Annotated in this window: 7 protein-coding genes and 1 riboswitch; of the genes, 6 read left to right on the top strand and 1 reads right to left on the bottom strand. The window is 65.6% G+C overall.

What is annotated here, in order from left to right; translation table 11 throughout:
• Nucleotides 1-5: 5 nt before the first annotated feature.
• A complete protein-coding gene (gene ggt, locus ACVOKU_RS13575; RefSeq protein WP_481560178.1) occupies nt 6-1,724 on the top strand; it encodes a gamma-glutamyltransferase in 1,719 nt (572 codons plus the stop codon).
• Between the two features lie 324 nt (nt 1,725-2,048).
• Here the strand turns inward: ggt and ACVOKU_RS13580 are convergent, their stop codons facing one another.
• Nucleotides 2,049-3,626 (bottom strand): BCCT family transporter, encoded by a 1,578-nt coding sequence (locus ACVOKU_RS13580; protein ID WP_481560179.1) that lies wholly within the window; start codon nt 3,624-3,626, stop codon nt 2,049-2,051.
• A gap of 244 nt (nt 3,627-3,870) precedes the next feature.
• Nucleotides 3,871-3,971, top strand: a riboswitch (TPP riboswitch).
• Nucleotides 3,972-4,053: 82 nt separating this feature from the next.
• On the opposite strand from ACVOKU_RS13580, the gene thiC reads away from it, so the two are divergent.
• The 5 genes from thiC (at nt 4,054) to ACVOKU_RS13605 (ending at nt 13,184) form a co-directional block, all read left to right on the top strand.
• Nucleotides 4,054-5,898, top strand: coding sequence for a phosphomethylpyrimidine synthase ThiC (gene thiC, locus ACVOKU_RS13585; protein ID WP_128990693.1), 1,845 nt, complete (start codon nt 4,054-4,056; stop codon nt 5,896-5,898).
• Between the two features lie 98 nt (nt 5,899-5,996).
• Complete coding sequence (locus tag ACVOKU_RS13590; RefSeq protein ID WP_481560180.1) at nt 5,997-6,668, top strand: ion channel; 672 nt, start codon at nt 5,997-5,999, stop codon at nt 6,666-6,668.
• A gap of 260 nt (nt 6,669-6,928) precedes the next feature.
• Nucleotides 6,929-9,241, top strand: coding sequence for a winged helix-turn-helix domain-containing protein (locus ACVOKU_RS13595; protein WP_481560181.1), 2,313 nt, complete (start codon nt 6,929-6,931; stop codon nt 9,239-9,241).
• 114 nt (nt 9,242-9,355) lie between these two features.
• Complete coding sequence (locus ACVOKU_RS13600) at nt 9,356-10,255, top strand: helix-turn-helix transcriptional regulator (protein WP_481560182.1); 900 nt, start codon at nt 9,356-9,358, stop codon at nt 10,253-10,255.
• Between the two features lie 49 nt (nt 10,256-10,304).
• Nucleotides 10,305-13,184, top strand: coding sequence for a TonB-dependent receptor plug domain-containing protein (locus ACVOKU_RS13605; RefSeq protein ID WP_481560183.1), 2,880 nt, complete (start codon nt 10,305-10,307; stop codon nt 13,182-13,184).
• Nucleotides 13,185-13,267: the final 83 nt, after the last annotated feature.

Raw genomic sequence — 13,267 nt, forward strand, 5'->3', positions numbered from 1 at the left:
CGACTGTGTCCCGACGCCTTGCCCGTTCCCTGCTGGCTGCCGCCGTCCTGGCGGCCATGCCTGTGCTTTCCCTCGCTGCCGACCGCATCACCGGCCACACCTTCGCCACCCGCTCGGAAGTCATCGCGCCTCACGCCATGGCGGCCACTTCGCAGCCGCTGGCCACCCAGATCGCACTGGACGTGATGAAGTCCGGCGGCTCGGCGGTCGATGCCGCCATCGCCGCCAATGCTGCACTGGGCCTGATGGAGCCGACCGGCAATGGCATCGGTGGCGATCTGTTCGCCATCGTCTGGGACCCGAAGACACAGAAGCTGTACGGCTACAACGGGTCCGGCCGCTCGCCGAAGTCGCTGACCCTGGCCGAGTTCCAGCGGCGCGGTCTGAAGGAGATCCCGGCGACCGGGCCGTTGCCGGTCTCCGTGCCGGGTGCCGTCGATGGCTGGTTCGCCCTGCATGGCCGCTTTGGCCGCAAGCCCATGGCCGACAATCTTGCGCCCGCCATCCGCTACGCGCGCGAAGGCCACCCGGTGGCCGAGGTGATCGCCTATTACTGGGATCGTTCCGTGCCACGGCTGTCGCAGTATCCCGGCTTCAAGGAACAGTTCACGGTCAACGGGCATGCCCCGCGCAAGGGCGAGATGTGGAAGAACCCGAACCTGGCCGATACGTTGCAGAAGGTAGCCGACGGCGGCCGGGATGCCTTCTACAAGGGCGAGATCGCCCACACCATCGGCGATTACTTCAAGGCCAATGGTGGCTACCTGAGCTACCAGGACATGGCCGACCACCACGGCGAGTGGGTCGAGCCGGTCAGCAGCAACTACCGCGGTTACGACGTATGGGAGTTGCCGCCGAACAGCCAGGGCATCGCCGCGCTGCAGATTCTCAACGTACTTGAAGGCTACGACTTCTCGAAGATTCCATTCGGCTCGCCCGAGCACGTGCATCTGTTCGTGGAGGCCAAGAAGCTGGCCTTCGCCGATCGTGCGCGCTTCTACGCCGACATGGCCTTCCAGCCCGCACCGGTCCAGAAGCTGATTTCCAAGGAGTATGCCGCGCAGCGGCGTGCACTGATTTCGATGGACAAGGCGTTGAAGGAAGTGCAGCCGGGCACGCCGAAGCAGCTGGAGGAGGGCGATACGATCTACATGACCGTGGCCGATGCTGACGGCATGATGGTGTCGCTGATCCAGTCGAACTACCGCGGGATGGGCAGCGGCATGGCGCCACCGGGGCTCGGTTTCATCCTGCAGGACCGCGGCGAGATGTTCGTGCTGCAGAAGAACCATCCGAACGGCTACGCACCGGGCAAGCGCCCGTTCCAGACCATCATTCCGGCGTTCATCACCAAGGATGGAAAGCCCTATGCCAGTTTCGGCGTGATGGGCGGTGCGATGCAGCCGCAGGGCCACGCGCAGATCGTGATGAACCTGGTGGACTTCGGCATGAACCTGCAGGAGGCCGGAGATGCGCCGCGTATCCAGCATGAAGGTTCCACGGAGCCGACCGGACAGGCCACGGCGATGACCGATGGGGGGGAGGTGAACCTGGAGACGGGCTTCCCGTACGAAACGGTGCGCGCGCTGATGCGCAAGGGGCATCGCATCGTGTTCGCCGACGGTCCGTACGGCGGGTATCAGGCGATCATGCGGGATCCGGACACGGGCGTGTACTACGGCGCGTCGGAGAGTCGAAAGGATGGGCAGGCGGCGGGGTATTGAGTTTCCCGGCCACCGGGCTGAGCCCCCTCGCGGCTGATCGCCAGAGCCGATCATGGATTGGGGCGTGCGGATGGGAATGCCGGGGGACGCCGTGAATACGTCCTTGTAGGCTTGGCCGCGGCATCCATGCCGCGGACACCCCCGTCCTTCCCACCCGCAGGCCCCCGACAATTTCCGTGCGCGTCAGCCACGGAAGAGAAAGAAGAAGATCAAAAGCAACAGCAACAGCAACAGCCGCGCGCTGTGGGTTGGGGTCGGATCCGTTTTCCAGAGGAAACGGATCCGACCCCTTCGTGTTTTTCCGGCGCAGGCTGCCGAACACCCTCAATCCGAATCCTGCGCGCGCGCTGCTTCGGCCTGGGTTTCTTCCTGTGCCGCCATTTCGCGCGCGATCCACGCATCGATCATGTGCCGCTGGCGCTGTGCCTGCCGCCGCTCCCGCGTGTACTCCTGGTCCAGTACCCGGTACAGCGAGACCATCACCAGCACCATCAGCAGCGCGAATGGCAGTGCCGAGATCGTGATCATGCCCTGCAGCGCGTCGAGGCCGCCGGCCAGCAGCAACGCGCCTGCGATCAGCGCGATGCCCACTCCCCAGGCCAGCTTGCGCTTGGCGGGCGGGTCGCCTGCCTCGTCGGTGGACATGCTGGCCAGCACCAGCACCGCCGAGTCAGCCGAGGTCACGAAGAAGATCATCAGCAGAACCAGCGCGATGCACGACAGCAGCAATGGCAGCGGCATGCTGTCGAACAGGGTGAACAGTACGGTTTCATAGCCGTTGCCCAGCGCCTGCACCAGGTCTGCATGGCCGAAGATCTGCGACCAGATCGCGGTGCCACCGAACACCGAGAACCAGAAGAAGCCCAGCAGCGTCGGCGCCAGTACCACGCCCACCACGAACTCGCGCACGCTGCGGCCACGCGAGATGCGCGCGATGAACGAACCCACGAACGGTGCCCAGGAAATCCACCAGGCCCAGTAGAAGATCGTCCAGTCGGCGACCCACGTACTGGAGGAGAACGGTGACATGCGCAGGCTCATCGTCACCAGCTGGTTCAGGTAGGAGCCCAGCGTCGTGGTGAAGGTATTGAAGATCGCGCCGGTCGGCCCGAGCACCAGGACCAGTGCCAGCAGCAGGGCGGCCAGTACCAGGTTGAAGTTCGACAGCCATTTCACGCCGCGCTCCACGCCGCTGAGGGTGGAGGCCATGTACAGCACGAAGGCGACGGCGATGATGGTCAGCTGCAGCGGCACACCGGCATGCACGCCGAACACGCGCTGCATGCCGGCTGCGATCTGGATGGTGCCGAAGCCCAGCGTGGTAGCCACGCCGATCGCCGTGGCCACCACCGCGGCAATGTTGACGATCCGTCCGATCCAGCCCCGATGATGATGACCGATGATCGGCTGCAGCATGTCGCTGACCAGCCCGCGGCCGTTGCGGTTGAACTGGAACCACGCCATTGCCAGGCCGATCAGCGCGTAGATCGCCCACGGATGCAGGCCCCAGTGGAAGAACGCATAGCGCATCGCTGCACGTGCGGCGTCCATGCTTTCCGGTGCCAGTCCTTCCGGCGGCTTGCTGAAGTGGGAGATCGGTTCGGCCGCCCCCCAGAACACCAGGCCGATGCCCATGCCGGCGGCGAACAGCATCGACATCCAGCTGGCCCGCGAGAATTCGGGTTCGGCGTCTTCGCCACCGATGCGCAGGTTGCCGAAGCGACCGAACGCCAGGTACATCAGGAACACCAGCGCCAGGAACACCACCAGCAGGTACAGCCAGCCGATGCCGCGGATGAGTTCGCCGAGGATGCTCTGCACCACGGCGTTGAAGGGGCCGGGTGCTACGCCGGCAAGCAGCACCAGCAACAGGACCAGTGCGATGGAAACACGAAACACCATGGAGGAGCTTCTCCGATCAAAGGGATTGAGGGAGCGAGCAAACGCTTGCAGCGAGGGGCCGGCGGCACTCGAGCGCGAGCCGGGCAGAGGCCGCGATGGCGGCGATGCGTCATCGGTCGCAGCGACACGATGCGCGTGCACGTTACTGAACGCGACGTCATGGTTGCGTTAATTCATCCGCGTTGCGTGATGCTCAGCTGCCCTGTCGGCTGGCCCTGTTGCAGGGGTTCTATGGTCTAATGCCGGCAAGAAGCGGGGGTACCGCGGCCATCGGCCACGGTTGAGACAGTCCCTTGGAACCTGATCCGGCTCATACCGGCGTAGGGAAGCTTTGCAATGCAACCGAACCCGGACGCCGCCCAAGGACCGTCCGCGTGCGGGGGCAGTGCGCCGCCGCTTCGTCCCTGACCCTCCTGGACGATGCCCGATGAACGCACAGCTCTCCGCCCTGCAGCAACAGGCCCAGCAACTCTCCGAATCCGTGACCCGGCCGATTCCCGGCTCGCGCAAGATCCATGTCACCGGCTCGCGCCCGGACCTGCGCGTGCCGATGCGCGAGATCGCACTGAGCCGCACGCCGACCCTGTTCGGCGGCGAAGAGAACGCGCCGGTCACGGTGTATGACACCTCCGGCCCCTACACCGATCCTGACGTGCGCATCGACCTGTCCGCGGGCTTGCCGGCCCTGCGCCGTGCGTGGGTCGAAGCGCGGGGTGACACCGAACAGCTTGATGGCCTTAGCTCTTCCTTCGGCCGCGACCGCGAGCACGACCCGAAGCTCGATGCGGTGCGCTTCCCGGCCCGCAGCCTGCCGCGCCGCGCCCGCGCGGGTGGCAATGTCACCCAGATGCACTATGCGCGCCGCGGCATCATCACGCCGGAGATGGAATTCGTCGCCATCCGCGAGAACCAGCGGCTGGACGCGATCCGCGATGCAGGCCTGCTGCAGCAGCATCCGGGCGAAGCCTTCGGCGCATCCATCCAGAAAATCATCACCCCGGAGTTCGTCCGCGACGAAATCGCCCGTGGCCGGGCGGTGCTGCCCAACAACATCAACCACCCGGAAAGCGAGCCGATGATCATCGGCCGCAACTTCCTGACCAAGATCAACGCCAACATCGGCAACAGCGCGGTGTCATCCGGCATCGCCGAGGAAGTGGAGAAGCTGGTGTGGGCGATCCGCTGGGGGGGCGATACGGTGATGGACCTGTCCACCGGCAAGCACATCCACGAGACCCGCGAGTGGATCATCCGCAACTCGCCGGTGGCGATCGGCACGGTGCCGATCTATCAGGCACTGGAGAAGGTCGATGGCCGTGCAGAGGCACTGACCTGGGAGATCTTCCGCGACACGTTGATCGAACAGGCCGAACAGGGCGTGGACTACTTCACCATCCATGCCGGCGTGCTGCTGCGCTACGTGCCGCTGACCGCCAAGCGGGTGACCGGCATCGTCAGTCGCGGCGGCTCGATCATGGCCAAGTGGTGCCTGGCCCATCACAAGGAGAATTTCCTCTACACGCACTTCGAGGACATCTGCGAAATCATGAAGGCCTACGACGTGACCTTCTCGCTGGGCGATGGGCTGCGCCCGGGCTGCATCGCAGACGCAAACGACGCGGCGCAGTTCGGCGAGCTGGAAACGCTTGGCGAGCTGACGAAGATCGCATGGAAGCATGACGTGCAGACGATGATCGAAGGTCCCGGGCACGTGCCGATGCAGCTGATCAAGGAAAACATGGACAAGCAGCTGCGCGAATGTGGTGAGGCTCCGTTCTATACGCTGGGGCCGCTGACCACGGACATCGCGCCCGGCTATGACCACATCACCAGTGCCATCGGCGCAGCGATGATCGGTTGGTTCGGTACCGCGATGCTCTGCTACGTGACGCCGAAGGAACACCTTGGCCTTCCCAACCGCCAGGATGTGCGCGACGGCATCATGGCCTATCGCATCGCCGCACATGCGGCCGACCTGGCCAAGGGGCATCCGGGCGCGCAGGTCCGCGACAACGCATTGAGCAAGGCGCGCTTCGAGTTCCGTTGGGAAGACCAGTTCCACCTCGGGCTGGACCCGGAGAAGGCAAAGGAATTCCATGACGAGACGCTGCCCAAGGACGCGCACAAGCTGGCGCACTTCTGCTCGATGTGCGGGCCGCACTTCTGCTCGATGAAGATCACCCAGGACGTGCGGGAGTACGCCGAGGCCGGAATGAAGGAGAAGTCCGAGCAGTTCCGCGCTGCGGGCGCGGAGGTCTACCAGCAGGGCTGAGCGGACTGGCGTCGCCGGGCATGCCCCCGGCGGCGCTGCATCGCGCGCCTCACGCGCATCCCGTTATCCTGCGCCCATCTTTCCGGGGAAGGGACGCCATGCCTGTTGCCGTGACCACCCGCTGGCTGGCCATCACCCGCCGCCATCCGTCCGCGTGGCTGCTGGGCGCGCAGCTGCTGGCGGTGATGCTGTATCCCGCGCTGGACGACACGGCCGCCGGCCGCGCCGCATTGGGCATGTTTGGAATGGCGGTGCTGGGCCTGGCATTGTGGGTGGTCCAGCGCAGCCCTTTGGGTACATGGCTGGCACTGCTGCTGGCGATTCCGGCGGTGGTGTTCTCCATCGCCGGCGCGCTGCTGGACCGCGCCGCGCTGGTGACCACCGCGCAGCTGCTGGAGAGCCTGCTCTACTTCTATACGGCCGGCGCCCTGATCGCCTACATGCTGCAGGACCACAAAGTCACCCGCGACGAACTGTTCGCGGCCGGCGCCACCTTCACCTTGCTCGCGTGGGCATTCGCCTTCGCATTCGCGGTGTGCCAACAGTGGTATCCGGGCAGTTTCCAGGGCAGCAGCGAGGGACCTCAGCGAAGCTGGATGGAGCTGCTTTATCTGAGCTTCAGCTTGCTGTCCGGGGTCGGCCTGAGCGATGTCGTGCCGCTGCATCCGCAGGCACGCGCACTGGTCATGCTGGAGCAGTTCTCAGGCGTGATGTACGTGGCTTTGGTGGTTTCGCGGCTGGTCGGATTGACCATGCTGCGGCGTTTCTGAAAATGAATGGCAGATAAAAATTTCGCGCCCGAAAGGGCGCGAATGATGGTGCGAAGTTATGTGAATGCGTCGGCGAGAGAGAGCCTGATGTCGACCACGCGATAGGCGAGGTAACCGGCATAGGCTAGTATTCGCGCGCTCCATTGTTTTTGCGGTATGCGCCGATGCTTTGTGCGGAATCTGGCTTTTCGCTGTTCCCCGTTGGGGACGGTATCGAAGGCGAACACTGCCCGGAACCTGTCTCTACTGTTTAGCAAAAAATGAACCGCAGCGAAATCCAGCCCACCGAATCTGATCGGATCCGGATTGGCGAATGTGTCGTCACTTTGTCCTCGCGAGAGGTCGAAGTTGCCGGCGCGCGTCGCCCGCGCCGGCTGACGCCGAAGGCGCTGGGCGTGCTGCGTGTGCTGCTGCGGCAACCCGGGCGCGTGGTCACCCGCGAAGAACTGTTCGCCGAAGTGTGGCCCGATACGCTGCCCACCAACGATGTGCTGACGCAGGCGGTGACCCAGCTGCGCAAAGCCTTCGCCAACGACGACGACAACGGCCAGGCGTATATCGAGACGATCGCCAAGACCGGCTACCGCCTGCGCGTGCCGGTGCAGGCCATGCCCGAGCCTGAAGCGGAACTGGCGGTCGAGGCCGAAGGCGCGGCGGGCGATTCCATCGCGGCCATGGAAGTGCACACGCCAGCCCCGGAGGACATGCGCCGCCGTCGCTGGCGCTACCTGCGACGTCGATTGCTGCTGGTGCTGGGCCTGCTGATGCTGGCCGCGCTGCTGGTGATGACGGTCCTGCTGCTGCGCCGTGCGCCGGCCAGCTCTCCGGTGGAGGCGGCGGTGGAGAACGGTACGCGGGTGATCGGCAGCCCGCAGCGGCCCTATCGGCTGATCACCGCCACCGCCGGCTTCGAGACCTATCCCACGCTGTCGCCGGATGGTTCGCAGGTGGCCTACGAAGGCGCCAGCGAGGATGGCCTGGGTGGCGGTGCGATCAAGGTACAGACGTCCGGCAACGCGCCGGCGCGGCAGCTGCTTGTTCCTCCTGCGGGTGCGGTTGACCGCTTCCCGAACTGGTCGCCGGATGGACGCGACATCGCCTTTGCCCGCTTCTCCGCCGATGGGGGGTGCCAGGTGCTGATCGCCAGTGCGACCGGCGGCGCGTTGCGCCAGGCCACGCGCTGCGATGGCACCGAGCTGCTCAGCTTCGACTGGACACCCGACGGGCGCGGCTTGGTATTCGGCAGCATGGTGGGCCGCTATGCCCACCGCGGTATCCGAGTACTCGATCTGGCCAGCGGACAGTGGCAGCCGCTGCAGTACGCCGTCGATCAGGACGATTTCGATTACGCGCCGCGCTATTCGCCGGACGGCAAATGGCTGGTGTTCGTGCGCAACCCGCAGATGGGCGACCTGTGGCGGGTTCCTGCCGCGGGTGGCACGCCGGAGCAGCTGACCAGCGAGTCGGCCGAGCTGCGCGGATGGGCCTGGCTTGGCGACGGCCGCACCATCGTGTTCGGCCGCCGGGTCGACAGCGAGGTGCGGCTCTATTACCTCGACATCGAGCGGCGCACGCTGCGTGATGCCGGACTGGACGACGCGCAGTGGCCGGCGGTATCGCGGCATGGCGGCATGCTGGCCTTCGTCCATCGCCGTGCACAGTTCGGCGTGTTCAAGGTGCCGATGCAGGGCGGTGAACCGGAACGCCTGTTTGCGTCCAGCGGCCGCGACGGTCAACCGATGGCCGCACCGGACGGTCGCCAGCTGGTATTCACCTCGGACCGCTCGGGCAGCTTCGCTCTCTGGTGGGCGGACATGCAACGCCCCGATTCGCTGCGGCCGATCGAGGGCCTGCGCCCGGAAGCACGGCAGGCCCCCGATTGGTCGGCCGACAGCCGGCAACTGCTGGTGGTTGGGCGCGATGCACACGGTCGCGCGGTGGTCTACGAGATCGCACCCCGCGACGAGCGTCTGCAACCGCTGCCCGTGCCCGCCGAACAGCCGCTGCAGGCGCTGTATGGCGCCACGCCCGAGCAACTGCTGGTGGTCGAACGTGATGCCGACCAGCGTACGCGGCTCAGTCTGTTCGATCGCAGCACCCAACCCTGGCGGCGGCTGGCGAGCATCGACGGCGTCTCCCAGGTCCGCTTCGACCGCGCAGGTCGCCGGGTGCTGTTCACCCGCCTGGCGGCGGAGGGGTTGTGGTCGGCGGACGCGGTGCTGTCCCCGGACAGCGTGCGGCAGATCAGCGAGGACAAGCCCAGCCGCTGGCGCTACCGCTCGTGGACGGTTGCCGGCCACGACAGCATCGGCTATCTCGGCAGTTCCACCCGCTGCAGCACCATCCTCGTCCGCATCGCCGCCGGGCAGGAGGATGCCGGGCGCTGCCTGGACGCGCAGCGCTTGAGCGCGAGCAACGGACTCAGCGCCAGCGCAGACGGGACGGCCCTGTTTGTGGCTCTGGCAGTCAGTGATGGCGCCGACATCGGCGTGATGCGGCTGCCCGAAAAGGCGCCCGCGCTGTTTCCGGCCTTCTCCAAGATGTTGATGTTCAAGGGAAATGGGACTTCGTAATTTTTTCGTCGGGATCTCGCCGCGAATTCGTGGCGATCTCGTCGGTCTTTCCTGACGCGGTGCCGCCTGATTGGGCAAAACGGAGGCCTGTACTTGGCAAATCCGTGGTGCACCATGCGTCAACTCTCACTGGCCGATCGTGGCCAATCCGTCTCCCTGGACAAGGCACTCGATGACGTCGTGCCGACCTGCCTGGGCGTGGCCCGGCTCGGCAGCCTGCAGACCGCGGGCAGCAGCTTCACCGTGTGGATGCAGGTGCGCGGCAGCTCCTGGGTGGAGGCCAAGGAGGGGCGCTTCCGCCTGCGCCACGGCGAATGGATCGCGTTCGAGAAGGAATCGCGCCCGCTGGTGCAGGCAGGGCGCAACGGGCTGTGCATCGGCCTGAACCTGAACGTGGAAGCGCTGCGCGTGCTGACGGAGATGGCCGACTGCGGCCTGTACGCGGGCCGCGGCCGGATGGGCCGCAGTGACGCTCGCGTCGCGCTGCGCCTGTGGCGTGATGCCTTGGCCAGTGGCCACCCGGCGCAGCACCTGCGCCCGCTGCTGCTGCATCTGGCCGGCCTGCAGCGTGGATTGGCCGACAACGTGCAGCGCTGCCCTGGCCGTTCCCGCAGCCGCAAGCGCCAGGTGTTCGGTCGCATGCAGCGCGCCCGCCTCTATCTGGAAGGCAACAGCCACCGCGTCGTACGCATCGGCGAACTGGCCGAGCTGACCAACTTCTCCAGCTGGTATCTCTCCAAGACGTTCCAGAGCCTGTATGAAGAAAGCCCGCAGTCGCTTTCGGCACGATTGCGCCTGGAGCGCGCCGCCGACCTGCTGCGCGACACCGACATGATGGTGGGAGAGGTCGCTGCAGCCAGTGGTTTCGACAACTGCTGCAGCTTCGCCCGCGCGTTCCGCGCCCGCTACGGGCAGTCCGCTTCGCGCTTCAGGGAAAACGGAGGCTTGCTCCCGCCACAATCCGCAAAGTCTCTGGTTGGTTCGCGCAAATACAGCGCTGCAACGCAATCGTAACGTGCTGGGGTGTTTTAACACGCTGCTAACACGTACCTTGGAGAGATTGATGAACGTTCGTAACCCCGCAGTGCGGTTCGGCCTGCTGCCGGCCGGCATTGCGCTGGCGCTGGCGCCCGCCTTCGCTTCCGCACAGGAAGCACCGGAAGCAAAGGGCACCACCGACCTGGACCGCATTTCGGTCACCGGCTCGCGCATCCGCGGCGCTGCCGTTGAAACCCAGCAGCCGATCGTCACCCTGAGCCGTGAGAACCTGGAAAAGCAGGGCTACACCTCGGTTGCCGACGTCCTGCAGAACCTGACCTCGGCCGGCTCCCCGGCCATCTCCCGTTCGGAGTCGCTGGCTTCGGGCGAAAACGTCGGTGGCTACTACGTCGACATCCGCAACCTGGGCGCGCAGCGCACCCTGGTGCTGATGAACGGCAAGCGCCTGGGCGCGACCACCGCCGGCTACCAGGATCTGAGCCAGATCCCGATGGCGGCCATCGAGCGCATCGAGATCCTGAAGGACGGCGCCTCGGCCATCTACGGTTCGGACGCCATCGCGGCCGTGGTCAACGTGATCACCCGCAAGCGCTTCGACGGCGCTGAAGCCAGCGTCTATGTCGGTCAGTACGGCAAGGGCGACGGCGACACCGAAACCTATTCGTTCACCCTCGGCAGCATGGGCGAGCGCGGCGGTGTCACCCTGTCCGCCGAGTACTCCAAGCAGGATCCGGTGTGGGCGAAGGACCGTTGGTTCAGCCGTGACGGCAACGCCGGCCCGAACTACCCGGGTTCGGGCGCCAGCCCGATCAACCAGAAGGGTGGTTTCTGCGACCCGTGCGTCACCCCGAACCTGAAGCAGGGCGAGCCGGGCTATGTCGGCCCGAGCGACCAGCGCTGGTACACCCTGCGTGATGGCGGCAACCCGGCCAACCGCGCCGACTACCGTCTGGAAACCTCCGCTGACGCCGTCAATGCCAACCAGCAGATGATGGTGCAGACCGGTATCGAGCGTAAGTCGCTGTACGTCAACGGCAACTACGACTTCACCGACGCGATCTCGTTCAACGCTGACGTGCTCTACAACGAGCGCAACACCACCCAGCAGATCGCAGGCTATCCGTACCAGTCGGCATCCTTCGACACCCCGCTGTCGGCCGACAGCGCGTTCAACCCGACCGGTGAAGACCTGACCTTCCGCCGCCGTCTGTGGGAAGTGCCGCGCACCACCGAAAGCCAGGTCAAGACCCTGCGCTTCGCCCCGAGCATCAGCGGCTTCTTCGACTTCGCCGGCAAGACCTTCGACTGGGACGTCGGCGCGCTGTGGAACCGCAACGAAACCACCAAGCGTGGTCACGGTGACATGAGCCTGATCGCATCGGAACAGGCGCTGGGCGCTTCGTTCATCGGTGCTGATGGCGTCGCCCGCTGCGGCACCAGCATGTCCGATCCGCTCGCCACCAGCGGCTGCCGTCCGTGGAACCCGCTGCTGCCGTTCGGCGTTGCCGGTGCCGGTTCGCTGGCCGACCAGGCCACCCAGGACTTCCTGTTCCCGTACTTCACCGATACCGGTCTGACCAAGACCACCAGCTTCACCGCCAACCTGTCGGGTTCGATCGTGACCCTGCCGGCCGGTGACCTGGGCTTCGCCGTGGGCGTCGAGCACCGCAAGGAAGAAGGCCGCTTCTCGCCGGACGCCTTCGCACAGTCGGGCCAGTCCACCGGCCTGGGCGCGCAGACCACCCAGGGTGAGTACTCGCTGGACGAGGTCTACCTGGAACTGAACGTGCCGGTCCTGGCGGACATGCCGTTTGCCAAGGAACTGACCCTGAATGCTGCGACCCGTTACTCGGATTACAGCAACTTCGGCGACACCCTGAACTCGAAGTTCGGCTTCACCTGGCGTCCGCTGGACGAGCTGCTGGTTCGCGGTACCTGGGCTGAGGGCTTCCGTGCTCCGACCATCGACAACCTGTACGGTGGCCTGAGCAGCAGCTTCGAGGCGTACACCGATCCGTGCGGCGTCACCGCACCGGGCTCGGTCAACGGCAACGCGGCCTGCTCGGCGGCGGGCGTCCCGGTCGGTTACACCCAACTGGGCCAGGGCCTGATTCCGTGCACCTCGACCCCGTGTGCGACGCCGGACCAGTTCATCTCGGGCGCCAACCCGAACCTGACCCCGGAAACCTCCAAGAGCACCACCGTCGGCCTGGTCTGGAGCCCGCGCTGGGTGCAGGGCCTGGACATCTCGCTGGACTGGTACAAGTACGAAATCAGCGACATGATCATCGCTGACAGCGTCGACCGCATCCTGCGTGACTGCTACGTGCTGGGCGATGCTTCGCGTTGCGCCGCACACACCCGTGCAGGCGATGGCCACATCAACGGCATGACCTACGGCCTGGCCAACCTCGGCCAGATGGAAACCCAGGGCTACGACCTGGGCATCAAGTACCGCCTGCCGGAGCTGGCCATCGGCCAGTTCGCGATCGACTGGCAGACGAGCTACCTGGCCAAGTACGACGAGCAGGGCCAGAACGCTGACGGTGACAACATCACCATCGGCCGTGTCGGTGAGCCGGGCCTGTTCCGCGTGCGTTCGAACCTGGGCCTGACCTGGTCGAAGGGTGACTTCGGCGTGGCGTACACCGCGCGTTACTACTCGGGCATGAACGAAGCCTGCGTGGCCAACCGTCCGTGCGACGACGCCGACCGCTACCAGAACGGTGAGAAGTCGCCGCTGCGCAAGACCGGCTCCAACACCTTCCACGACCTGCAGGTCAGCTGGAAGGCGCCGTGGGATGCCACCATCGCGCTGGGCGCCAACAACGTGTTCGACCACAAGGGTCCGATCATGTTCACCCAGCCGAACTCGAGCTTCGCCTACTACGGCGGCTTCGACGTGGGTCGCTTCCTGTACATGAAGTACACCCAGCGCTTCTGATCCATCGAAGTGCGATAGCAGAACGAGGAGGGCGGACCGCAAGGTCCGCCCTTTTCATTTCTGTAAGGGAATTCTGATCAGGT

Source organism: Stenotrophomonas sp. STEN147 (assembly GCF_056757995.1).